The organism is Streptomyces sp. NPDC002773, assembly GCF_040295605.1.
GTDB lineage: Bacteria > Actinomycetota > Actinomycetes > Streptomycetales > Streptomycetaceae > Streptomyces.
The window spans coordinates 14,238-36,717 of record NZ_JBEOVO010000046.1 but is presented as its reverse complement, the minus strand read 5'-3'; the positions used below and the strand labels follow the sequence as shown (position 1 = coordinate 36,717).

General features: G+C 72.9%; 18 protein-coding genes. 5 read left to right on the top strand and 13 right to left on the bottom strand.

Annotation, left to right across the window (positions count from 1 at the left end; all coding sequences use genetic code 11):
* Positions 1-360 precede the first annotated feature (360 nt).
* Positions 361-1,368: a stage II sporulation protein M gene (locus ABT034_RS32555; protein ID WP_351220685.1), complete on the bottom strand. Its 1,008-nt coding sequence runs from the start codon at positions 1,366-1,368 to the stop codon at positions 361-363.
* Between the two features lie 123 nt (positions 1,369-1,491).
* Between ABT034_RS32555 and ABT034_RS32550 the strand changes: the two genes are divergently transcribed.
* Complete coding sequence (locus ABT034_RS32550) at positions 1,492-2,373, top strand: RDD family protein (RefSeq protein ID WP_351220684.1); 882 nt, start codon at positions 1,492-1,494, stop codon at positions 2,371-2,373.
* A gap of 3 nt (positions 2,374-2,376) precedes the next feature.
* Here the strand turns inward: ABT034_RS32550 and ABT034_RS32545 are convergent, their stop codons facing one another.
* The 8 genes from ABT034_RS32545 to ABT034_RS32510 all read right to left on the bottom strand — a co-directional run bounded on the left by ABT034_RS32545 (position 2,377) and on the right by ABT034_RS32510 (position 11,216).
* Positions 2,377-2,991: a hypothetical protein gene (locus ABT034_RS32545; protein WP_351220683.1), complete on the bottom strand. Its 615-nt coding sequence runs from the start codon at positions 2,989-2,991 to the stop codon at positions 2,377-2,379.
* A 155-nt stretch (positions 2,992-3,146) separates the two neighbouring features.
* Positions 3,147-4,601: an adenosylhomocysteinase gene (ahcY, locus tag ABT034_RS32540; RefSeq protein ID WP_351220682.1), complete on the bottom strand. Its 1,455-nt coding sequence runs from the start codon at positions 4,599-4,601 to the stop codon at positions 3,147-3,149.
* A gap of 309 nt (positions 4,602-4,910) precedes the next feature.
* The gene (locus tag ABT034_RS32535; protein WP_351220681.1) at positions 4,911-5,876 is read right to left on the bottom strand and encodes a cation diffusion facilitator family transporter; all 966 of its coding nucleotides are present in this window, start codon (positions 5,874-5,876) and stop codon (positions 4,911-4,913) included.
* A 66-nt stretch (positions 5,877-5,942) separates the two neighbouring features.
* Positions 5,943-7,094 (bottom strand): mannose-6-phosphate isomerase, class I, encoded by a 1,152-nt coding sequence (gene manA / locus ABT034_RS32530; RefSeq protein WP_351220680.1) that lies wholly within the window; start codon positions 7,092-7,094, stop codon positions 5,943-5,945.
* Positions 7,095-7,244: 150 nt separating this feature from the next.
* A complete protein-coding gene (locus ABT034_RS32525; protein ID WP_351220679.1) occupies positions 7,245-8,393 on the bottom strand; it encodes an SIS domain-containing protein in 1,149 nt (382 codons plus the stop codon).
* A gap of 640 nt (positions 8,394-9,033) precedes the next feature.
* On the bottom strand, positions 9,034-9,216 hold the full coding sequence (locus tag ABT034_RS32520; RefSeq protein WP_073820091.1) for a Trm112 family protein: 183 nt from the start codon (positions 9,214-9,216) through the stop codon (positions 9,034-9,036).
* A gap of 89 nt (positions 9,217-9,305) precedes the next feature.
* On the bottom strand, positions 9,306-10,670 hold the full coding sequence (locus ABT034_RS32515; protein ID WP_351220678.1) for a phosphomannomutase/phosphoglucomutase: 1,365 nt from the start codon (positions 10,668-10,670) through the stop codon (positions 9,306-9,308).
* 111 nt (positions 10,671-10,781) lie between these two features.
* Positions 10,782-11,216 (bottom strand): DUF3499 domain-containing protein, encoded by a 435-nt coding sequence (locus ABT034_RS32510; RefSeq protein WP_351220689.1) that lies wholly within the window; start codon positions 11,214-11,216, stop codon positions 10,782-10,784.
* A gap of 299 nt (positions 11,217-11,515) precedes the next feature.
* On the opposite strand from ABT034_RS32510, the gene ABT034_RS32505 reads away from it, so the two are divergent.
* The gene (locus tag ABT034_RS32505; protein ID WP_351220688.1) at positions 11,516-11,971 is read left to right on the top strand and encodes a metallopeptidase family protein; all 456 of its coding nucleotides are present in this window, start codon (positions 11,516-11,518) and stop codon (positions 11,969-11,971) included.
* A 42-nt stretch (positions 11,972-12,013) separates the two neighbouring features.
* Here ABT034_RS32505 and ABT034_RS32500 read toward each other — a convergent pair whose 3' ends face one another.
* From ABT034_RS32500 to ABT034_RS32490, 3 genes are all read right to left on the bottom strand, one after another.
* Complete coding sequence (locus ABT034_RS32500) at positions 12,014-13,558, bottom strand: DUF5719 family protein (protein ID WP_351220677.1); 1,545 nt, start codon at positions 13,556-13,558, stop codon at positions 12,014-12,016.
* Positions 13,555-17,247, bottom strand: coding sequence for a glycosyltransferase family 2 protein (locus ABT034_RS32495; RefSeq protein ID WP_351220676.1), 3,693 nt, complete (start codon positions 17,245-17,247; stop codon positions 13,555-13,557). Before ABT034_RS32495 ends, ABT034_RS32500 begins: the two co-directional genes overlap by 4 nt.
* A 242-nt stretch (positions 17,248-17,489) precedes the next feature.
* Complete coding sequence (locus tag ABT034_RS32490; protein WP_015033978.1) at positions 17,490-17,753, bottom strand: WhiB family transcriptional regulator; 264 nt, start codon at positions 17,751-17,753, stop codon at positions 17,490-17,492.
* Between the two features lie 690 nt (positions 17,754-18,443).
* On the opposite strand from ABT034_RS32490, the gene ABT034_RS32485 reads away from it, so the two are divergent.
* The 3 genes from ABT034_RS32485 to ABT034_RS32475 are packed head-to-tail and all read left to right on the top strand — an operon-like array spanning position 18,444 to position 21,395.
* Positions 18,444-19,049 carry a cysteine dioxygenase gene (locus ABT034_RS32485; protein ID WP_351220675.1) on the top strand — a complete coding sequence of 202 codons (606 nt, stop codon included), beginning with the start codon at positions 18,444-18,446 and terminating at the stop codon, positions 19,047-19,049.
* A gap of 13 nt (positions 19,050-19,062) precedes the next feature.
* A complete protein-coding gene (cofD, locus tag ABT034_RS32480; RefSeq protein ID WP_351220674.1) occupies positions 19,063-20,019 on the top strand; it encodes a 2-phospho-L-lactate transferase in 957 nt (318 codons plus the stop codon).
* A 50-nt stretch (positions 20,020-20,069) separates the two neighbouring features.
* Positions 20,070-21,395 (top strand): coenzyme F420-0:L-glutamate ligase, encoded by a 1,326-nt coding sequence (locus ABT034_RS32475; protein ID WP_351220673.1) that lies wholly within the window; start codon positions 20,070-20,072, stop codon positions 21,393-21,395.
* A 109-nt stretch (positions 21,396-21,504) separates the two neighbouring features.
* Here the strand turns inward: ABT034_RS32475 and ABT034_RS32470 are convergent, their stop codons facing one another.
* Positions 21,505-22,458 carry a DNA-3-methyladenine glycosylase family protein gene (locus ABT034_RS32470; RefSeq protein ID WP_351220672.1) on the bottom strand — a complete coding sequence of 318 codons (954 nt, stop codon included), beginning with the start codon at positions 22,456-22,458 and terminating at the stop codon, positions 21,505-21,507.
* Positions 22,459-22,480: the final 22 nt, after the last annotated feature.

Here is a 22,480-nt window from a genome sequence, read left to right as displayed (position 1 = left end):
CTCGGGCTTTCCTCCGGGCTTCCCTTCGGTCTTGCGTTTCCGACTCTATCAGATCTTTCCGATCCGATTTCCTCGGTGCTTTCCGGTCCCTTTTGTTTTCACTCCGGGGGCCTTTCGGCGGTTCCGACTTTATCAGATTCATTTCGGCCGACCTAATCGGTGGCTTTCCGTGATTCGAATAAGAATCGGGGTGACTCCGTGGAATCGAATTCCCGACCGGAGTGAGTGAGACTTTAACTTGGTCGCTGCCGAACTGTCCAGTTCCAGGCAACCGTTTAAATCTACCTCCCCACAGCCGCCGTGTCAACAGCTTTTGTGGGCACCGGAGGACACTAGCAGGTCAGTGGGGCCGTACGCACATCAGGCGGCGGTGGGCAGCTCGGCGCTGCGGTCGGGGTCTGCCAGGTCGCCCGCCTCGCCGGCGCGGGAGGCGCGGCCGCCCAGGACGTAGACGTAGGCGAGGAAGGCCAGCTCGGCGGCGATGCCGATGGTGATGCGGGCCCAGGTGGGCAGGCCGGACGGGGTGACGAAGCCTTCGATCAGGCCCGAGACGAACAAGACCAGGGCCAGGCCGATCGCCATGCCGACGGCCGCCCGGCCGCGTTCGGCGAGGGCCGCGCGTCGGGTCGTGGGGCCCGGGTCGATGACGGTCCAGCCGAGGCGGAGGCCCGTGCCGGCGGCCACGAACACAGCGGTCAGTTCGAGCAGGCCGTGGGGAAGGATCAGCCCCAGGAAGACGTCGAGGCGGCCGGCCGATGACATCAGACCGATGGCGACGCCGACGTTCAGCATGTTCAGGAAGAGGATCCACAGCACCGGGATGCCCAGGAACGCGCCCAGGACCAGGCACATCGCGGCTGCCCGTGCGTTGTTCGTCCAGACCTGGGCGGCGAAGGACGCCGCCGGGTGGCTGGAGTAGTACGTCTCGTACTGGCCGCCGGGGCGGGTCATCTCACGGAGTTCCGTGGGGGCGCCGATCGCCGCCTGGACCTCCGGGTGCGTGCCGATCCACCAGCCGATCAGCACGGCGAGCAGCGTGGAGAGGACGGCGGCGGGGATCCACCAGCGCCGGGAGCGGTAGACGGCCGCTGGGAAGCCGGCCGTGAGGAAGCGGGCCGCGTCGCGCCAGGAGGAGCGGCGGGTGCCGGTGACGGCGGCGCGGGCGCGGGCCACGAGCTGGGTGAGGCGGGCCGTGAGCATCGGGTCCGGGGCGGTGGACTGGACGATCGAGAGGTGGGTGGCCGTGCGCTGGTACAGGGCGACGAATTCGTCGGCCTCGGCGCCTGTGAGCTTGCCGCCCCGGCGCAGGAGGTGGTCGAGGCGTTCCCACTCGGCTCGGTGGGCGGTGACGTAGACGTCGAGGTCCATGATCGGCGGCTGCTCCAGGCATCGGCTGCGGACGGGTCCGTACTACTGCGGCACGCTGCGGGTCAGCTTGGCAGACTGGCGTTCGGAGGGGTCGGGAAGGTCGAAGAAGGGTGGGTGGGTGCCGTGAGTGGGTTGGTGACGGGAGATGCCGTCGTACTGGGGTTGCAGCCGGCGCGGCTGCCGAGCCGGGCGTTGGCGGTGCTCATCGACCTCGTGGTGGTGTGGGCCGCGTATCTGCTGATCTCGCTCGGGCTCGCGGTCGCCACGGCGTCGCTGGACGACGCGGCGGTGATGGCGGTGTCCATCGCCTCCTTCCTGCTGATCCTGGTGGGGGCGCCGATCGCGGTGGAGACGCTGTCGCACGGGCGGTCGCTGGGGAAGTTGGCGTGCGGGCTTCGCGTGGTGCGGGACGACGGCGGACCGATCCGGTTCCGGCACGCGCTGGTCCGCGGGGCGATGGGGGTCGTGGAGATCCTGATGACCTTCGGGGTGGTCGCCTGTATCGCGTCGCTGGTGTCGGAGCGGGGGCGTCGGCTCGGGGACGTCTTCGCGGGGACGCTGGTGGTGCGGGAGCGGATACCCGCGGCGCGGGTCCAGGCTGTGCCTCCGCCGCCGCCGTGGTTGGTGGGGCGTTTCTCGGGGCTCGATCTCTCGGCGGTGCCCGAGGCTCTGTGGCTGGAGATACGGCAGTACCTCACGCGGGCGCGTGAGTTGGACCCGGTGGTGGGGCGGCGGCTCGCGGAGCGGCTTGCCGACGAGTTGGTGGCGCGGTCGGGGGCGCCTGCGCCGCCTGGGGTTCCGGCCGATGCGTATCTGGCGGGAGTGGTGGCCGAGCGGCAGGCCCGGGACGCCCGGCGGGCGGTCGCCTCCGCGTCGTCGGCGGGAGCAGGGCCTGTCGGCGGTCTTCCGCCCGTCGCCGCTTCTCCCGCGGCCCCGTCCGTCGCTGCTCCTCCCGCCGCTTCGTCGGCCTCTCCGTCCGCCACCGGGTTCGCTCCGCCGGCCTGAGTGTCAGGGGAAGACCGACGGCGGGGTCTCGAGGGCTTCGAGTTCGATGCCGGGGGCTGCGAGGACCACGTCGCCGGCGATGTGGACGGTGTGCCTTTCGCCGGTGTCGAGGGCGCTGACCTGGTACTCGTCCACCATCAGGGGGCCGTTGTCAGTGGCGTGCGCTTCACTTCTCAGCAGGGCCCAGGACTGGTCGACCGTGAGGGGGGCGAGCACCGGGTCCGTGAAGGCGACGAGCCTGACACGGGTCTCGGGGGAATCGGGGGTGAGACGCAGGAGTCGCGTGAGCGCGACGAGGAACGCCGGGGACGTGCCGGTGAAGGCGTGGGCGCGCACATTGCCTTCGGTGGCGTGGGTTCCGGTGGGGTCCGTGCGGACCCAGGTGACGCCGTCGAGGGCCGCGCCGCGGACCTGCCAGCCGGCGGCGTGGAGTTCGAGTCGGATGGGGCGGCCGAGTTCGTCGACGGCCAGGTCGACGGAGCCCTGGTGGTCGCCCGAGGGGGCGGTGATCTGCGAGACGTAGCGCCAGCCGGAGGGGCCGGGGGCGCAGTGGAAGTGTTCTTCACCGAGGGGGGTGTGGTCGTGCGGGTCATGGAGCGAATATCGGCCGCGGGGCATGGGTCGGTCCTCGGGAGGGGGCGCTTCCAGGAGCGGTAGCGGGGGCGGGACGGGGCAGGCCCCCCGGCACGGGGGTGCGGGGGGCCTGCCTGGGAGTCCTCTACGGGTGTCCGGGACGGTGCCGCGTCAGTGCGCGGGCGCCGCCGGCCGGGGCATCAGTAGCGGTAGTGGTCCGGCTTGAACGGGCCCTCGACCTCGACGCCGATGTAGGCGGCCTGCTCGGGGCGGAGGGTCGTCAGCTTGACGCCGAGGGCGTCGAGGTGGAGGCGGGCGACCTTCTCGTCCAGGTGCTTGGGCAGGACGTAGACGTCGGTCGGGTACTCCTCCGGCTTCGTGAAGAGCTCGATCTGGGCCAGGGTCTGGTCCGCGAAGGAGTTCGACATCACGAAGGAGGGGTGGCCGGTGGCGTTGCCCAGGTTGAGGAGGCGGCCCTCGGACAGGACGATGAGGACCTTGCCGTCGGGGTAGGTCCAGGTGTGGACCTGCGGCTTGACCTCGTCCTTGACGACGCCCGGGGTCTGGGCGAGGCCAGCCATGTCGATCTCGTTGTCGAAGTGGCCGATGTTGCCGACGATGGCCTGGTGCTTCATCTTGGCCATGTCCCCGGCCATGATGATGTCCTTGTTGCCGGTCGTGGTGATGAAGATGTCGGCGGTCTCGACGACCTCGTCGAGGGTCGTGACCTGGTAGCCGTCCATCGCCGCCTGGAGGGCGCAGATCGGGTCGATCTCGGTGACGATGACGCGGGCGCCCTGGCCGCGGAGGGACTCGGCGCAGCCCTTGCCGACGTCGCCGTAGCCGCAGACGACGGCCGTCTTGCCGCCGATGAGGACGTCGGTGGCGCGGTTGATGCCGTCGATGAGGGAGTGGCGGCAGCCGTACTTGTTGTCGAACTTCGACTTCGTCACGGCGTCGTTCACGTTGATCGCCGGGAAGAGGAGGGAGCCGGCCTGGTGCATCTCGTACAGGCGGTGGACGCCGGTGGTGGTCTCCTCGGTCACGCCGCGGATCTCGGACGCGAGCTGGGTCCACTTCTGCGGGTTCTCGCCGAGGGTGCGGTTGAGGAGGCGGAGGATGTGGGCGTACTCCTCGCTGTCCGCGGTGGAGGGGTCCGGGGCGGAGCCGGCCTTCTCGAACTCGACGCCCTTGTGGACGAGGAGGGTGGCGTCACCACCGTCGTCGAGGATCATGTTCGGGCCGCCGGTGGGCGTGTTCGGCCAGGTCAGGGCCTGCTCCGTGCACCACCAGTACTCCTCGAGGGTCTCGCCCTTCCAGGCGAAGACCGGGACGCCCTGCGGGTTCTCCGGGGTGCCGTTGGGGCCGACGGCGATGGCCGCGGCGGCGTGGTCCTGGGTGGAGAAGATGTTGCAGGAGGCCCAGCGGACCTCGGCGCCGAGGGCGACCAGGGTCTCGATGAGGACGGCGGTCTGCACGGTCATGTGCAGGGAGCCGGTGACGCGGGCGCCGGCGAGCGGCTGCTGCTCGGCGTACTCGCGGCGGATGGACATCAGGCCGGGCATCTCGTGCTCGGCGAGGGTGATCTCCTTGCGGCCGAAGACGGCCAGGGAGAGGTCGGCGACCTTGAAGTCCTGGTGCGTGACAGTCGTCATGACGGGGCTGCTCCACGTGTGGTCGAGTACGAGGGTCGGGTCGGACGCCTGGCGCCACGGAGGCTCCCGGGGCATACGGATGCCCGGGGTTCTCCACGGTGCCGTCGTCGGAGGCCCTCTCTCCCTCGGCCGGTCCGTGCGGACCGCCCGACCGCCATCAGCAGCGACGTCTGGCTGGTCACGAATCTACACCGGACGGGGCGGTGAGCCACAGTCCGCATCGGAATCGCGGGGGCGGTTCCGGGACTCGTACGGACGTACGAGGCCCCCGGGACCGGCGGGGTCCCGGGGGCCTTGTGGCGGCGGGGGTCAGTGACCTGCGCCGCCCGGGCCCTTGGCGGGGTTCGAACCGTTCGCGGCGGCCGTCTCGCTGTAGATGTCGGGCTCCAGGTAGATGACCCGGGCGATCGGGACGGCGGCGCGGATGCGCTCCTCGGCGGCGTTGATCGCGTTCGCCACCTCGGTGGCCGACTCGTCGTGCCGGACGGCGATCTTCGCGGCGACGAGGAGCTCCTCGGGGCCGAGGTGGAGGGTGCGCATGTGGATGAGGCGGGTGACGGTGTCGCCGTCGACGACCGCGTCCTCGATCTTCTTGACGTCCTCGATGCCCGCGGCCTCGCCGAGCAGCAGCGACTTCGTCTCGGCCGCGAGGACGATCGCGATGACGATGAGGAGGATGCCGATGCAGAGGGTGCCGATGCCGTCCCAGACGCCGTTGCCGGTGATGAGGGCGAGGCCGACACCGCCGAGGGCGAGGATCAGGCCGACGAGCGCGCCGAGGTCCTCCAGGAGGACGACCGGGAGCTCGGGGGCCTTCGCCCGGCGGACGAACTCCTTCCAGGACAGGCCGCCGCGGACCGCGTTGGACTCCTTGATGGCCGTACGGAAGGAGAACGTCTCGGCGATGATCGCGAAGACGAGGACGCCGACCGGCCAGTACCAGGCCGTGATCTCGTGCGGGTCGTGGATCTTCTCGTAGCCCTCGTAGATGGCGAACATGCCACCGACGGAGAACAGGACGATGGAGACGAGGAAGGCGTAGATGTACCGCTCGCGGCCGTAGCCGAAGGGGTGTTCCGGGGTCGCCTCGCGCTTGGCCTTCTTGCCGCCGAGGAGCAGCAGGCCCTGGTTGCCGGAGTCGGCCAGCGAGTGGACGCTCTCCGCGAGCATCGAGGACGAACCACTGAAGAGGAACGCCACGAACTTGGCTACGGCGATCGCGAGATTGGCGGCGAGTGCCGCCACGATCGCCTTGGTTCCGCCTGACGCGCTCATGGGTGTACGTGGTCCCTTCGTCGATGCACCGGCTCTGTCGCCGCGGTTCGGCCGGTCATTGTCGCATCAGGCCACGACCGTGGCGCGGAAGATGGTCCCCGCACCGGACAGTTCGGCCGTCTCGCCCGCCGGTACGAAGACGGATTCGCCCGGGGCGAGGGTGACTTCGCCCGCTTTCGGGCGGCCCGCGACGGCGAGCAGGATCTGCGGGGTGGGGCTGGTCAGGTCGGTCGGGGCGGCGCCCTCGGGCCGGGCGAACCGGGAGAGGCGGAACTCGTCGGTGGGGGTGTCGTAGACCTCCTCGCCCGCAGGGGAGGCCTCGGGGCGCAGGACGGTCGGGTCGGTCGGCTCGAAACGGACCACGCGCAGGAGTTCGGGGACGTCGATGTGCTTGGGGGTGAGTCCGCAGCGCAGCACGTTGTCGGAGTTGGCCATGATCTCGACGCCGAGCCCGTCGAGATAGGCGTGCGGCACGCCCGCGCCCAGGTAGAGCGCTTCGCCGGGCTGGAGCCGGACCCGGTTGAGCAGCATCGCCGCGATGACGCCGGGGTCGCTCGGGTAGTGGTGGGCGAGGCTCGCGTACGGGGCGTGGGCGCCGCCGAGGCGGTCGGCGGCCGCGGTCGCCTCGGCGACGGTGTGCGCCATCTCCTCCGGGTCGGCGGTCAGCAGGGCCGTCAGGACCTCGCGGAGCGCGGCCTCTTCGGGGTGGGCGTGGAGCAGGTCGACGTACGGCTTGAGCGAGTCGACGCCGAGCGCGGCGATCAGGTCGGCGGCCTCGGCGGGGGCGCGGAAGCCGCACAGTCCGTCGAAGGGCGTGAGGGCGCAGATCAGCTCGGGCTTGTGGTTGGCGTCCTTGTACGTGCGGTGCGGGGCGTCGATCGGGACGCCCGCGGCCTCCTCGGCCGCGTGACCGGCCCGTGCCTGCGCCAGGTCGGGGTGGACCTGGAGGGAGAGCGGGGCGCCGGCGGCGAGCACCTTCAGGAGGAACGGGAGGCGGGGGCCGAACTTCTCGACGGAACGCGGTCCCAGCTCGCGTACGGGATCGGCGTCGATCAACGCGTTCAGCGAGCCGCGCTCGGTGCGGGAGGGCGCGCCGGGGTGGGCGCCCATCCACATCTCGGCCTGGGGCTCGCCGGAGGGGGCGATTCCGAGCAGTTCCGGGATGGCCGTCGTGGATCCCCAGGCGTAGGGGCGAACGGTGTTGAAGAGGCGGTCCATGGTGCCTGCCAGCTCCTCGGGGCGGTGACGGATGGTGCGGGGTGTCGGGAGACAGGTGACAGGTGTCGGGTGACGGCGGTGTGACGGAGTGGTGGACGGGTGGGGGGTTTGAGGGGGATGGGGCTGAGGGGGTGGGAGGGGGTGTTGTTTCTAGTGGGGCGTGCGGCCCGGGGTCGCCAGGGAGAGGTAGGCGGCCGCGAAGTCGGTCACGGCCAGCAGCTCCGCCAGGGTCTCCAGGTCGCCGCCCTCCTCCGGTTCCAGTTCGCTGATGGCGGTCTCGTGGCTGAGGGCCAGTTCGCGGGCCGCGTGGGCCGCGGTGAGGCCGTCGGTCGGGCGGTCCCTGAGCAGGACGACCCTGGCGCGCAGCGCCTGCTGCTCCTCCACCCGGTCCCGGAAGAAGTCCTCGGGGTCGGCGCCCGCCGCGTAGTCGCCCGCGAGCAGTACCCCGTGCGCGGGCAGGGCCTCCGGGAGCTCGGCGGCCAGCGCGGGCAGCCCGGCGATCTCGGCGAGTACCGCGGCGAAACGGCGGCCCGCCGGGCCCGCGGCCGCGCCCTCGGTCCAGATCAGCGGCAGCGAGTCCGCGAGCTCGGCGGCGAGCGTCTTCGCCGGGTTGCTGTACGTGGCGATGGCCGGGCCGCAGCGTTCGGCCGTACGGTCCAGCCGGTCGGCCACCTTCTCCAGCGTCTCCGGCGGCGCTTCGAGGAGCCCGACCCGGTCGAGGAGCACCAGCAGCGGGGTGAACAGGGCCCACAGGGCGCCGGGTCCTGCCGCGAGGCCCTCGGTGGAGTCGTCGGGGGTCTCGTTCGGGGCGGTGGCCATCGGGACGAACAGGCCGTGGGAGCCGCTGACGGCCTCGGCGAGCGGCGAGGCTTTCGGGGCGACGGCGACGACCGTCACGCCGCGGCGGTACGCCTGCTCGGCGAGGAGCGCCAGGCCCGGTTCTGAACCGTCCGTCGTCGGCAGCAGGAGCAGGTCCACCGAGCCGGCCCAGCCGGGCAGCGCCCAGCGCAGGGCGCCCGCGGCGGGGGCGACGCCGGTCGGCTGGAGGCGTACGACGGGGGCCGAGGCGCCGGCCAGGGCGCCGATCAGGTCGGCGACGCCTGCGGCTACGGTGCCGGGGCCCGCGAGGAGTACGGCGCGGGGGCGGCCCTCGGGGTGCAGGTCCGTGATCCCGGCCTCGGCGGCGTGCCGGGTCGCCGTCCGCACCCGGGCGCCGGCCTCCGCCGCGGCGCGGAGGAGACCGCGGTGGTCGGCGAGGGCCAGGTCGTCCGGGGCATCGAGGAGGGTCTCGTCGAGCATGGGGCGGGTGCCTCCGGTCGCGTCGTCGTCGGGTTCTCTGCGGGGCCTGCGGGTGCCTGGTGGGTCCTTGGTGGTGCGGGTCCTGCGGGTGCGGGGCCTGGGGGTGCGGGTCCTGGGGGTGCGGGGCCTTGTCGTGCGGGTTCTGGTGCGCCCGGCCTCCGGCCGGGCTTGTCGGCTTCCCACCCGCACCACCCGTACAGCTGAGAGGGCAGAGGTGCGGGGCTTCCCGTGGGGGGTGCTCGCCGTCGGCGGCGGGCCCTCCGCGGGAGGGAGGGAGGTACGCGAGTCCGGTGATCGGGGCCGTGGCGTGCGGTGGCCTCGTATCGGCCGGCTCACTTGCGTACGCGCGTACCCGTACCCGCGTGCCCGTATCCGCGTACCGCCCGCCCGCGTACCGTCTGCCCGCGTGCTCGCGTACCGCGTACCCGCCCGCTCGCGTACCGCGTACCGCCTGCCCGCGCGCTCGCGTTCCGCGTACCCACCCGCTCGCGTACCCGCCTGCCCGCGTTGTCGGCCGGCCTTCGTCGCCCGCTCCCGTGCGGCCTCCGGCCTGTGGGCCCACCGGGCCTGGGGGCTCTTCGGCGGTCAGTGGGGCTGTCTCGCCTGCGGGCGGCTCGGGCTGCCTCGCGGCGGCCGGGGGTCAGGACGGGCGGCGGGCTTCGTCCGTCAGGAGGACCGGGATGTTGTCCCGGACCGGGTAGGCGAGGCCGCAGTCGGGGCTCGTGCAGAGGAGTTCGGGGGTTTCGTCCGCCGTGCGGTCGTTGAGCGGAGCGTGGCACGCGGGGCAGGCCAGGATCTCCAGGAGGCCGGCTTCGAGCGGCATGGGATGTCCCTTCGAACAAGCGGGGGTCGGGCCAGGTCAGCCTACCGCCGGGGAACGAGGGGCGCCCCGTTCCCCGGCGGCCTGCCGGGTCAGTCCGTCGCCCGGACCAGGGCGAGGACCTCGTCGCGGATCTTGGCCATGGTGGCCTCGTCGCGGGCCTCGACGTTGAGGCGGAGGAGCGGCTCGGTGTTCGAGGCGCGCAGGTTGAACCACCAGTCCGCGGCCGTCACCGTCAGGCCGTCGAGCTCGTCGAGGGTCACGCCCTCGCCCTCGTACGCCGCCCTGACCTTCGCGGCGCTGGCGGCCTGGTCCGCGACGGTCGAGTTGATCTCGCCCGAGGAGGCGTAGCGGTCGTACGCCTCCACCAGGTCGGAGAGGGTGCCCTCCTGGCCGCCGAGGGCCGCCAGGACGTGGAGCGCGGCGAGCATGCCCGTGTCCGCGTTCCAGAAGTCCCTGAAGTAGTAGTGCGCGGAATGCTCGCCGCCGAAGATCGCTCCGGTCTTCGCCATCTCCTCCTTGATGAAGGAGTGGCCGACGCGGGTGCGGACGGGCTCGCCGCCGTTCTCGCGGACGACCTCGGGCACCGACCAGGAGGTGATCAGGTTGTGGATGATCGTTCCGCCGGGGTGCTTGGCCAGCTCGCGGGCGGCCACGAGGGCCGTGATCGCGGACGGCGAGACGCCCTCGCCGCGCTCGTCGACGACGAAGCAGCGGTCGGCGTCGCCGTCGAAGGCGAGGCCGAGGTCGGCGCCCTCGGCCCGGACACGGGCCTGGAGGTCGACGATGTTCTTCGGGTCGAGCGGGTTCGCCTCGTGGTTCGGGAACGTCCCGTCCAGCTCGAAGTACATCGGGACGACGTCGAGCGGCAGGCCCTCGAAGACGGTGGGGACCGTGTGGCCGCCCATGCCGTTGCCCGCGTCGACGACCACCTTGAGGGGGCGGATCGCCGTGAGGTCGACCAGGGCCTTCAGGTGGGCGGCGTAGTCCGCCAGCGTGTCCCGTTCGGTGACCGTGCCCGGCGTCGCCGCGGCTTCCGGCGCGCCCGTCTCCGACCAGCGCTCGGCCAGCTCGCGGATCTCCGCGAGACCGGTGTCCTGCCCCACGGGGGCGGCGCCCGCACGGCACATCTTGATGCCGTTGTACTGGGCCGGATTGTGCGAGGCGGTGAACATGGCACCGGGCAGGCCGAAGCTGCCGGACGCGAAGTACAGCTGATCGGTGGAGCAGAGCCCGATCAGGGTGACGTCGGCGCCGAGGCGGGCCGCGCCGCGCGCGAAGGCGTCCGCGAGACCGGGCGACGAGGGGCGCATGTCGTGGCCGATGACGATCGCGTCAGCGTCCGTCACCCGTACGAAGGCCGCGCCGAAGAGCTCGGCGAGGTCCTCGTCCCACTGGTCGGGCACCACTCCGCGGACGTCGTACGCCTTCACGATCTGCGACAGATCGACAGTCACGGATCCACCCTCCTGAGTTCTCGGCACGCGTGTGCGGTGCGTGTCGTGTACGGAAGGCCAAAACTACCCGGAGCCGGGAGGGGTACGCGGACAGCCGGCTTCGGCGTCGGCTCAGTTGTCCGGGGAGCGGAGCACCCTGAGATGTCCTCTGCGGCCGACCTCCATGGGGTCGCCGCCCCGGCCTCCGCCGCCCTTGCCGCCGGCCTCGGCCGCGCGTTCCCGGGGGCGGGCCGCCTCCCGTACCGCGTTGGCCAGGGCTTCGAGGTCGTCGCCGCTGGGGCGGGGCGGGGCGGAACCGTCGGTCAGCCGCACGACCTCCCACCCGCGGGGGGCGGTGAGGCGCTCGCTGTGCTCGGCGCACAGGTCGTAGCAGTGGGGCTCGGCGTAGGTGGCGAGCGGGCCGAGGACCGCAGTCGAGTCGGCATAGACGTACGTCAGTGTCGCGACGGCAGGGCGGCCGCACGCGGTGCGCGAACAGCGACGTACAGGGCTCACGACGTTGGACGGTACCGCACTCTTGAGCGGGCCGCGACGACTCTCCCTCAGGTCACTCCACCGTGTCGCGCTGTGACCTCCGCCACCACGCCGCCGGGGGCGGTCGCTCTGACCTGCGTGGGAGAGGGCGCACGGGGGCGGGGTCAGGAGTCGATCCGGACAGTCCGGGGTACAGATCCGGTCAACCACGGCCAGATGGCCGATCGCCAGGGGCCCTTGAACCGAGCGGACGATTGGCCGGAATGTTCAGGTTTCGACATCGGGTGCGGGGGTGCGTCGGCGGCCCCGGGAGCGGTGGCGAGGTTGTGCCACGGTGCGGGGAGACAGATGAGGGTTACGCTGCGTCAGTGATGGACAGTCCTGTGCCGCCGAGCCCCCCGAACCGTTCCACGGAGCCTCCGGCGGAGCCTCGGGTGCGCCGCCGCGACCGGCACGGCCGCGGGATGCGCGGACCGGTCGCCCCGCCGCAGGTGCCGCTCTCCTCGAGTCGGGCCGACACCTTCCGTGATCTGGTCCTCGACTCGGTCGAGCGTCTGGAGCGGCGCTGGCCGCAGCTCGCGGACGTCGACTTCATGGTGATGGAGGTACCTCCACCGGTGACGGGCGAGACCGTGCCGCTGGGGGGCTCCGCGCCCGCCGAGAAGAACGAGCCCGCCCGGGTGGTCGTCTACCGGCGTCCGGTCGAGATCCGGTCAAAGAACCGGGACGAGCGGGCTCTCCTGGTCCACGAGGTGGTCGTGGAGCAGGTCGCGGAACTCCTCGGGCTCTCCCCCGAGTCGGTCGATCCCCGGTACGGGCAGGATTGAGCCGGGCGGATCATTTGCGGCTCAGCCTGGCTTGAGGCCCTTCTAGTCCAGCACCCCGAGGTCCTGGTGTGCCGTCGGGACCTCCACCGTGCCGCGGTCGTCGACGAGCGTCTGGATCGTGAACATCGGCGTCCCGTCCAGGGGCAGCGCCAGTGTCCGCGCCGCGTACACCTTGCCGCCGGAGACCGGCTCGACGGTGATCGCGTACGAACCCTTGAGGCCCTCGGGGACCAGGTCCGTGAGCGTCGTCGTCGTGCCCGCCTTGACGGTGACCGTCCTCGACACCGGCGTACCCGCGCCGGAGCCGGCCGAGGCCGTGACCTTGACCTGGGCGGCGGCCTCGGGCGCGGTCAGGGAGAGCGTGGAGGCCTTGGCACGGTTGTCGGCGACCGTCGCACGGCCGGAGATCGCCGCGGCCGCCGGTACGAACGCGATCTCGGTGTCCGCGCCCTTGCCGCGCACCACCCGGAGGGCGGCCACGACCGGCGTGGGCTTCTTCGGGTCGCTCGGGGTGAGCAGCAGCGAGCCCCCCTCGCCGCGGGTCAGGTCCGGCAGGTCGACGGAGGCCGTCATCCCGGACTTCACGTGCAGGGCGCCGGCGCCGGCGGGGACGATCGTGCCGGTCGCGCTGACGAGCTGGACCTTCAGGTCGGCGTCGTCGTGGCCGGGGGCGAAGGCGACGAGCCGCACGGAGGTGGCGTCGGCCGGGATGCCGGGGAGTACGGCGCGGCTCGCCGGGTCGGCCGCGGCCGAGATCCAGTCGCTGCCCAGCTTGTCGTCGGCGGCGGCGATGGCGGCGCCGATCCGTCCGCTGCGGGTGGTGACGTGCACGGTGACGGTCTGCTGGGCGGCCTCACCCGTGAGGGTGGAGAGGAGCACGGGGACCGTGGAGCGGGCGGGGACCGGGATGCCCTCGGTGAACTGGGACTTGAGGGGGCCCTCGGGGCCGAACAGCTCGATGTCGGCGACGGCGGCCGAGTCGTCCGGGTTGGTGAGGTGGACGTAGTCCTGGCGCTCCTTGGCGGTGGAGGCCGCGGGGAACCAGAAGTCGGTGTCGGGGGCCCCGCAGCTGAGCCCGAGGAGGCCGCTGGCGCCGCCCGCGGGGACGACGGTGGACTGCTGGACGGTCCAGCCGGGGGCGAGGGTGCCGGTCGCCGCGCCGACGAGGGCGGGCACGGCGGGGCCGTCCGCCTCGGCGGTGACGGGCTTGCCGGGGGCGGTGACGGTGGCCGGGATCTTGGGGGCCTTGGGCTTCTTGCCGCCCTGCGAGGTGCCGCCGGAGATCGTCGTGCTCGCGGCGGGCCGCAGCTGGGCGGTGGGCTGCTCAGCCTTGCCCTCGCTCGGGGCGCCGGTACCGGCACCTGTGCCCGTACCCGTACCCGGCGGGGTGTACGAGGTGTAGAGCGTCTCGGCCACCTCCGAGGTGCTGGGCGCCGGGCAGAGCAGGCCCGCGCGCTCGACCGGCAGCCGGGTGGTGGCCTTGGCCTGGGGCGCTGCGGGGCCTTCCGGGGCGGTGAGGGACGCGAAGCCGGTGACGGCGGCGAGCGCCGTGGCGACCGCGATCAGGGAGAGAGTCGTGCGCTTCACTGGTTGCTGCTCCCGTCGGGACGCTGCTCGGTCTCGTGGCCCTGAGGGTGCCCGTAGCCGTAGGTGTACGGGTCGTACTGCTGTTGCTGCTGGTCGTACTGCTGCTGCTGCTGTTGCTGTTGCTGGTCGTACTGCTGCTGGTCGTACTGCTGTTGCTCGTAACCCTGGTCGTAGCCCTGTTCGTAGCCCTGCTGGGGGTACGCGTACGGCTGCTGCTGGTACGGGTCGGCGGCGTAGTCCTGGTAGTAGCCCTGCTCGGCGTACGCCTGCGGCTGGGGCTGTTCCTGGTTCTGGGCCTGGGCGTAGGCGGGGTCGTAGCCGCCGTCCCACTCCTGGGGCTCGTATGCCTGCTGGTCCGGGATCGGGACGGGCGCGGGCTCCGGTTCCGTACCGGCGGCCTCGGTCCTGGTCCCGGTCTCGGCCTCCGCCTCCGCCTCCGCCGCTGCGCGCAGACGGCGGGCCCTGCGGCCGTCGCCCTCGGTCGCCTGGGCGGGGATCGCGAGCTCCTCGTCCGGCAGGTCGTCGTCGATCTCGCGGCGCCGCCCGGGCAGGGCCAGGACCAGCAGGACGACGCCGAGGAAGACCTGGGTCCAGATCCACGCGGTGCGGGTGAGCGGCTGGTCGTACGTGACGTCCAGGCGGCCGCCCGCGGCGGGGAGTTCGAAGCCCTGCGCCCAGCCGTCGACGGTGGTGCGGGTCAGCTCCTTGCCGTCGAGGGTGGCCGTCCAGCCCTCGTCGGCGCGGTCGGCGAGCCGCAGGACGCGGCCGGCGGGGCCGGCCGGGATGTCGGTGTGCGCCTCGACGGGGCCCGCGGCGACGGCGACGGGAACCGTGGCCGTCGCGGGGTCGGCCGGCTTCTCCGTCGACCCGGCCGGCGGGACGATCATGACGCGGGCGATCTCGCGATCCACGCGCCAGAGGGCGCTGCCGTCGAGCTGGCTGAGGCGGCTGAGGCCCGGGGTGGAGTCGAGGACGCGGCTCGTCTGGCGCGGTGCCCCGTCCCGTACGAGGACGTAGCGGATCGCGTAGCCGCTGAGTTCCTGGGTCTGGTCGGCGCCGGAGCCGGCGACCAGGTGGGCGACGACGTCGTCGAGGCGGGGGTCGTCCTCGGCGCCCGCGGTGAGTTCGGCGTCGCCGAGGCGGGCGCCGGAGCCGCGGACCAGGGTGTAGGCGACCTCGCCGGGGCTGCCGCCCAGGACGAGGGTGCGGGGCTGGTCGCGGGTGCCGCTCTCCTCGGCGACGAAGGCCGGGACCTGGACCGGGTCGCGGCGGGTCAGCGGGCCGTCGGCGCCGGCGATCATCCAGCCGGCGGCGGCGACGGCGGGGCCGGCGGCGCAGGCGAGGGCGATCAGGGCGGCGACGGGCTGGCGCCAGCCGAAGCCGTGGGCGGCGACGCGGGTGCGGCCGCCTTCCGCGCCGATCATTCCGGCGGCGATGAGGGCGGCGCCGTAGACGAGGGTGGCGGGTCCGGCCCAACCGGTGCCGCCCGCGCCGTTGGTGAGGACGGCGAGGAGGAGGCCGGCGAGGGCGGCGGTCCAGGCGGCGAGGACGGCGAGCCGGCGTTCCTCGCGGAGCAGTCCGGCCAGGGCGGCGAGGACGAGGCCCGCCAGGAGGAGGCCGCCGGTGGTGCCGGGGCCGCCGGGGCTGGTGCCGAGCAGGTCGAGTGCGGTGGCCGTGCCCGTACGGATGTCGCGGCCGGCCTCGCGCAGGAGGGCGGCGGGGTCGGTGAGGAGGGTGAGCGACCAGGGGGCGAGGACGAGGAGCGGGGTGCCGACGGCGGCCAGGAAGCGCAGCCCGTACGCGGTGATGTCGGAGCGGCGTACGACGAGGACGCCGAGGCCGAGGACGACGGCGAGCGGCCACACGACCGGTGTGAACGCGATCGTGAAGGTGAGCAGGAAGGTGTACGCCCAGGTGGCGCGCCAGCTGCCCCGGTCGGGCCGGTTGAAGCCGTGGGCGGCGACGGCGGCGCGGGCCATCAGCGGGAGCAGGATCGCGAGGACGGCGGTGCCGAGCCGGCCGGTGGCGAGGGCCCCGGTGACGGCGGGCAGGAAGGCGTACGCGATGGCGCCCCAGGCGCGCAGGAGGCGGGACTCGACGATGCCGCGGGCCGCGAAGTAGGCGGTGAAGCCGGCGAGCGGGACCGAGCAGACGAGCAGCAGGGTCAGCGCGGTGGAGGTGGAGCCGAGGAAGAGGGCGGAGAGCGCGGCGAGGACGGCGAGGTAGGGCGGGGCGGTCTGGGTGCCGCCGGTGCCGAGGGCGTGCCAGGTGTCGGCGTACCGCGACCAGAGGCCGGAGACGGTGTCGGGGGCGGGCAGCAGGGCGCCGCCGGCCAGGGAGCCGCCGGCGAGGAGGCCGCGGCAGGCGACGAGGGAGACCAGGAGCAGGAGGGCGAAGAGGACCGGGCCGGGTTTGGCCGCGATCTTCTTGAGCCGGGCGAACTGCTCGATCTCCAGGTAGTCGGCGTCGTCGCCGCCCGGACCGGATTCGACGACGCCGCGGCGGGAGCCGCCGGAGTCGGCCTCGGTGCCGCCGAAGTTGGCGGTGAGCTGTTCGACGGCGGCGCGGACGGTGGCGCCGGGCGGCGGGAACAGCGGGCGGAGTTCGCCCGCGGCGACGGCCGGGTTCTTGCGCCGCTTCCGGGCGGCGAGGATCTTCTCGGGGCGCAGGAGGGTGGCGAGGAGGCCCATGACCTCGTCGACGGCCTGGCCGGGGACCTTGCCGACGAGGTAGGCGAGGGTGCGGAGCAGGGTGCTGAGGACGAGCCGCAGGAGGACGTAGGGGAGGGCGGCGCCGCGGGTGTTGGCGAGGAGGGTGTAGACGGCGCCGGCCTTGTCGACGCGGTGCGGGTTGGCCGCCGTGCGGCCGGCGCAGTCGACGGTGCGGCGCTCGCGGGCGGAGGCCTCGGCGTGGCGGAGGACGGCGTCGGGGGCGATGAGGACGCGGTGGCCGGCGGAGTGGGCGCGCCAGCAGAGGTCGACGTCGTCGCGCATGAGCGGCAGGCGCCGGTCGAAGCCGCCGAGTTCCTCGAAGACGTCGCGCCGGATCAGCATGCCGGCGGTGGAGACGGAGAGGACGGAGCGGACCTGGTCGTGCTGGCCCTGGTCCTGTTCGCGGCGGTCGAGGCCGGTCCAGCGGCGGCCGCTGCGGGCGATGGAGACGCCGGTCTCCAGGAGCTGCTTCCTGTCGTACCAGCCGCGCAGTTTGGGGCCGATGACGGCGGCGTACGCGTCGGAGTCGGCGACGCGGAGGAGTTCGGCGAGGGCGCCGGGTTCGGGGGCGCAGTCGTCGTGGAGGAGCCAGAGCCACTGGACCGGTTCGCCGTGCGGGAGGTCCGGGAGGTCGTAGGCGTCGTCGTTCCAGGTGCGGCTGACGGGGTCCCAGCCACTGGGGCGCTTCAGGTAGGGCAGGTCCTCGGGTCCGAGCACGGGCGCGGTGCGGGCGGCCTCCTCGACGGCGGTGCCGAAGCCGGTGCGGCGCGCGAGGTGCAGGACGCGGTCGGTGCCGATGGCGTCGGCGAGGAGCTGCGCCGAGTCGTCGGCGCTGCCGGTGTCGGCGGCGACCACGTTCTGCACGGGGCGTTCCTGGGCGAGCAGCCCGGCGAGGGCGTCCGGCAGCCAGCGGGCGCCGTCGTGGGTGACGAGCACGGCGGTGACGACGTGTCGCGGAAACTCAGGAGTTGAGGACATCGAGCTACGGGCCCTCCGGCCGGGGTCGCCCGCGAAGGGCGTGGGGAGCGTCTCGGACGGAGGCCCACACTAACGGCTGCACGCGGAGCGGTCCGCCGCCCTGTGGACAGAGGGTGGGGAACGGTTTCGTACAGAACACGCAGAACGGTCCGCCGCCTGTGGATGGGGCACAGGGGGCGGACCGTTCGTCGTGTCCTGATGGGCGCGGCCCGGTGGGCGGGCCCGGGCAGGCTGCGCGCCGTTCAGACGGCGGCCTTCTTCAGGCGGCGTCGCTCGCGCTCGGAGAGGCCGCCCCAGATGCCGAAGCGCTCGTCGTTCTGCAAGGCGTATTCGAGACATTCGGAACGGACCTCGCAGGCGAGGCAGACCTTCTTGGCCTCGCGGGTCGAGCCGCCCTTCTCGGGGAAGAAGGACTCGGGATCGGTCTGGGCGCACAGCGCGCGCTCCTGCCAGCCGAGTTCTTCGTCCGCGTCCTCGACCAGCAGTTCCTGGAACAACTCGGTCATGTGCGCCCCTCGTCTGTTCTGTGCGTCCCCGTGGGTGTTGCCGTTGCGAACCCGGCCGAACGACACGAGTGAAATTACAAGTTCGTGCTCTGCGCGAGTCAAGCCGAGATCTGCTATTGGGCCCGGTATTCACTCTGCGGAACCAAGCGTATGCGGAAAGTGTTCAAATCACCAAAAAACGTGACACATGCCACCGGCCTGGCCGACCGCGCGCTTCACAAGGAAGGACGTCCGAGACTTGGATCTTGTTGCGATCCAGCCATGGAAGCGATCCGGATCACAGTGCGATCACGGGGCTGCCATGTTTACGGGCACGGCTGAAGCGCCATCTCTCCTGGTCGGCGCCTGAACAAACCTTTCTCCGGGCACAGTAACCGGATGAGGTGAAACATTACCCCCAAATCGGGCATTGAGTTGACAGTCGGGTGCCGCTCCGGCCACCTTTGGTGGCATGCCAGCGACCACAGCGCTCTCCGCGACCCACAGCCGTGGGTTCCGCCGCGCTGTCCAGGCGCGCTGTTGCTGTTGCTGTCCCAGCTGTTGATGCCGTAGAGCTCCAGCTTTCTCCTCCCAGCGTCACCCGGCGTTACCTCGCGTAACTCGCGCCAGTCGCGCATCTCTCGCGTCACTCGCATCACCTCTGCTTCGTGACCCCACCGCTTCTGTTTCTGCTGAGGAACCTCCCCACCCATGAACATGGACAGCGACCTTCAGATCGCCGGCGACATCCTCGAGGTCCCGCACCTCCTCCAGCCCGAGCGCGCCCACCCCGTCACCGTGGCCGAGTTCGCCGGCCTCGCGCGCTCGATCGCCGACGACCGCGCCCAGTGGGCCCCGTACGTCGAGTACGACGCCACCACCCGCTGGTACCACCGGCTGCGCACGGGCCCCGGCTACGAGGTGTGGCTGCTCTCCTGGGTGCCCGGCCAGGGCAGCGGGCTCCACGACCACGGCGTCTCCTCCGGCGTACTCACCGTCCTGGAGGGTGAGCTGACGGAGCGTACGGAGGGAACGGAGGGAACGGACCGGGGTACGGGCGGGAGCGCGGGTCTGAGTGCGGGCCGGAGTACGGGCCGGAGTGCGCGGACGCTCGCGCCGGGCGCGCAGCGGGTCTTCGCGCCGGGGTACGTCCACGAGGTCGTCAACGACTCCCTCGAACCGGCCGTCAGCCTCCACGTCTACTTCCCCGGCCTCACGGACATGCCGATGCACGAGTCGCTCCAGGCCCAGTGCGCCCCGATCTCTTCCACCCCGGTCTCCCCCGCCCCGGCCGCCCCCGGTGTCGTCGTCGCCTGAGAGACTGCCGCACATGCGCATTGTGGTTCTGGCCGGCGGCATCGGTGGTGCCCGTTTCCTTCGCGGCCTCAAGCAGGCCGCGCCGGACGCGGAGATCACGGTCATCGGCAACACCGGTGACGACATCCATCTCTTCGGGCTGAAGGTCTGCCCCGACCTGGACACGGTGATGTACACCCTCGGCGGTGGCATCAACGAGGAGCAGGGCTGGGGCCGTACGGACGAGTCCTTCACCGTCAAGGAGGAGCTCGCGGCGTACGGCGTCGGACCCGAGTGGTTCGGCCTCGGCGACCGGGACTTCGCGACCCACATCGTCCGTACGCAGATGCTCGGCGCGGGCTACCCGCTGAGCGCCGTCACCGAGGCCCTGTGCGCCCGCTGGCAGCCGGGCGTACGCCTGCTTCCCATGTCCGACGACCGCGTCGAGACGCACGTGGCGATCGAGGTCGACGGCGAGCAGCGCGCTGTGCACTTCCAGGAGTACTGGGTGAAGCTGCGCGCCTCCGTCGACGCGAAGGCGATCGTGCCCGTCGGCGCGGAGGCCGCGAAGCCTGCGCCTGGCGTCCTCGAGGCGATCGCGGAGGCGGACGTCATCCTCTTCCCGCCGTCCAACCCCGTGGTGAGCGTCGGGACGATCCTGGCCGTGCCCGGGATCCGCGAGGCGATCACCGCGGCCGACGTGCCCGTCGTGGGCCTCTCCCCCATCGTCGGCGACGCGCCCGTGCGCGGCATGGCCGACAAGGTGCTCGCGGCCGTGGGCGTGGAGTCCACGGCGGCGGCGGTCGCCCGGAACTACGGCTCCGAACTCGTCGACGGCTGGCTCGTCGACACCGTCGACGCGGGCGCGGTCGCGGAGGTCGAGGCGGCGGGCATCCGCTGCCGGGCGGTCCCGCTGATGATGACCGACGTCGAGGCGACGGCCGCGATGGCACGGGAGGCGCTGGCGCTGGCCGAGGAGGTACGGGGGTGAGCGACGGTGCGCGAGGGGGCGCCGGTACGCGGGGGAGCGCCGGTGCGCAGGTGAGCGACGGTGCGCCGGTGCGCGTCGCGGCTCCTTCGTATCGGGTCTGGGCGTTGGCCGGGCTGCCCGAGGTGGCGGCCGGGGACGATCTGGCCAAGCTGATCGCCTCCGTCTCGCCGGAGCTCGTCGACGGGGACGTCCTCCTCGTCACCTCCAAGATCGTGAGCAAGGCCGAGGGCCGGGTGGTCGCCGCCGACGACCGCGAGGAGGCCATCGACGCCGAGACGGTACGGGTGGTGGCGCGGCGCGGCGCCCTGCGGATCGTCGAGAACCGGCAGGGGCTCGTGATGGCCGCCGCCGGGGTCGACGCGTCCAACACCCCTGCCGGGACGGTGCTGTTGCTGCCCCAGGACCCCGACGCCTCGGCGCGGCGCATCCGTTCGGGGCTGCGCGACGCGCTCGGCGTCGACGTCGGCGTCGTCGTCACGGACACCTTCGGGCGGCCCTGGCGCAGCGGGCTCACCGATGTGGCGATCGGGGCGGCCGGTGTGCGGGTCCTCGACGACCTGCGCGGCGGGACCGACGCGCACGGCAATCCGCTGAGCGCGACCGTGGTCGCCACCGCAGACGAACTCGCCGCCGCGGGCGACCTGGTGAAGGGCAAGGCGGCGGGTCTCCCCGTCGCCGTCGTCCGGGGCCTGCCGCACGTGGTGGGCGGGGACGAGGAGCCGGGCGCACGGGCGCTGGTGCGGGGCGCGGCCGACGACATGTTCCGGCTCGGCACCTCGGAGGCCGTACGCGAGGCGGTGACGCTGCGGCGGACCGTACGGGAGTTCACGGCGGATCCGGTGGACCCGGGTGCGGTACGGCGTGCGGTCGCCGCGGCGGTGACGGCTCCGGCGCCGCACCACACCACGCCGTGGCGGTTCGTGCTCCTGGAGTCGGCGGCGTCGCGGGTGCGGTTGCTCGACGCGATGCGGGACGCGTGGATCGCGGACCTGCGGCGGGACGGGAAGACGGAGGAGTCCATCGCCAAGCGGGTCCGGCGCGGGGACGTCCTGCGCAACGCCCCGTACCTGGCGGTGCCCTGCCTCGTCATGGACGGCGCCCACCACTACGGCGATCCGCGCCGGGACGCGGCCGAGCGCGAGATGTTCGTGGTGGCGGCGGGCGCGGGCGTGCAGAACTTCCTGGTGGCGCTCGCGGGTGAGCGGCTGGGCTCGGCGTGGGTCTCCTCGACGATGTTCTGCCGGGACGTCGTACGGGAGGTCCTCGACCTGCCGGCCGACTGGGACCCGCTCGGCGCGGTCGCGATCGGACATCCGGCGGGGGCACCGAGGGAGCGGGCGGCGCGGGGGGCGGCGGAGTTCGTCGAGGTGCGGTAGGCCGGCCGTCGCGACCTCGGCCATGATCCGCCGGACACGCCCAGGGCCTGTCTGACAATGAGCGTGCGTGCCGGGCGGGCCGGACCCGGCGGGAATTGTCAGACAGGCCCTAGATCGCTGTGATGTTGCCCGGGGTCATGCGGGGTGCCCTGCGGGGTGGGACGCGGCCGCTGAGGAGGATCAGGCGGGCCGCGCGGTGGCGCTGGCCCGCGTAGGGGGTCAGGAGGTCCAGCATCGCCGCGTCGTCGGTGGTGCGGTCGCCCGCGAGGGCCCAGCCGACGATGCCGGGGAGGTGGAGGTCGCCCGTGGTGACCTCGTCGGGGGCGCCGTTGCTGCGCTGGACCGTCTCCGCGCTCGTCCAGGGGCCGATGCCCGGGACCAGCTCCAGGCGCTCGCGGGCCGCCGGCGGGGTCATGTGCGCGGCCTCCTCCAGGCGGGCCGCCACGCGGGCGGCGCGGACGATCGTGGCCGAGCGTTTGCCGTCGACGTTCGCGCGGTGCCACTCCCAGGAGGGGATCTGCGTCCAGGTGCGGGCGTCGGGCATCGCGTACATGCCGTGGGGGGCCGGGCCGGGGGCGGGCTCGCCGTACTTGCGTACGAGCACCCGCCAGGAGGCGTACGCCTCGTGCGCCGTGACCTTCTGCTCCAGGACCGAGGGGATCAGCGACTCCAGGACCAGGCCGGTGCGGGTGAGGCGGAGGCCGGGGCGGCGGCGGTGGGCCGCCAGGACGAGTTTGTGGCGGGGGACGAAGGCGGCCGGGTCGTCGTCGGCGCCGAGGAGGGCGGGGAGGTGGTGCAGGAGCCAGGTCGCTCCGGGGCCCCAGGCCTCGGCCGTGGCCGCGCCGCCGTCCCCGGCCGTCACCCGGATCGTGCCGGGGCCGTCGGGTGTACGGCTCGCCCGCCAGACCGAGCCGTCGGGGGTGACGCGGAAGGTGGGGTCGGCGGGGCCGCGGCGGAGGGGGCCGAGGGTGAGGGCGAGGTCCAGGGCGGGGATCGGGGGGTGGCCGCCGCCGCGCACGGTGGTGCGGGTGGGGGGGGTGGGGGGTGTGAAGCGGCCGGCCATGGTTATGAGCGTAGCCGGGTGG

What these genes read in the sequence shown, in the direction of transcription:
- ABT034_RS32555 (WP_351220685.1), bottom strand. Translation starts at nt 1,368, where the DNA reads ATGGACCTCGACGTCTACGTCACCGCCCACCGAGCCGAGTGGGAACGC.
- ABT034_RS32545 (WP_351220683.1), bottom strand. Translation starts at nt 2,991, where the DNA reads ATGCCCCGCGGCCGATATTCGCTCCATGACCCGCACGACCACACCCCC.
- ahcY (WP_351220682.1), bottom strand. Translation starts at nt 4,601, where the DNA reads ATGACGACTGTCACGCACCAGGACTTCAAGGTCGCCGACCTCTCCCTG.
- ABT034_RS32535 (WP_351220681.1), bottom strand. Translation starts at nt 5,876, where the DNA reads ATGAGCGCGTCAGGCGGAACCAAGGCGATCGTGGCGGCACTCGCCGCC.
- manA (WP_351220680.1), bottom strand. Translation starts at nt 7,094, where the DNA reads ATGGACCGCCTCTTCAACACCGTTCGCCCCTACGCCTGGGGATCCACG.
- ABT034_RS32525 (WP_351220679.1), bottom strand. Translation starts at nt 8,393, where the DNA reads ATGCTCGACGAGACCCTCCTCGATGCCCCGGACGACCTGGCCCTCGCC.
- ABT034_RS32520 (WP_073820091.1), bottom strand. Translation starts at nt 9,216, where the DNA reads ATGCCGCTCGAAGCCGGCCTCCTGGAGATCCTGGCCTGCCCCGCGTGC.
- ABT034_RS32505 (WP_351220688.1), top strand. Translation starts at nt 11,516, where the DNA reads ATGGACAGTCCTGTGCCGCCGAGCCCCCCGAACCGTTCCACGGAGCCT.
- ABT034_RS32495 (WP_351220676.1), bottom strand. Translation starts at nt 17,247, where the DNA reads ATGTCCTCAACTCCTGAGTTTCCGCGACACGTCGTCACCGCCGTGCTC.
- ABT034_RS32490 (WP_015033978.1), bottom strand. Translation starts at nt 17,753, where the DNA reads ATGACCGAGTTGTTCCAGGAACTGCTGGTCGAGGACGCGGACGAAGAA.
- ABT034_RS32485 (WP_351220675.1), top strand. Translation starts at nt 18,444, where the DNA reads ATGAACATGGACAGCGACCTTCAGATCGCCGGCGACATCCTCGAGGTC.
- cofD (WP_351220674.1), top strand. Translation starts at nt 19,063, where the DNA reads ATGCGCATTGTGGTTCTGGCCGGCGGCATCGGTGGTGCCCGTTTCCTT.
- ABT034_RS32470 (WP_351220672.1), bottom strand. Translation starts at nt 22,458, where the DNA reads ATGGCCGGCCGCTTCACACCCCCCACCCCCCCCACCCGCACCACCGTG.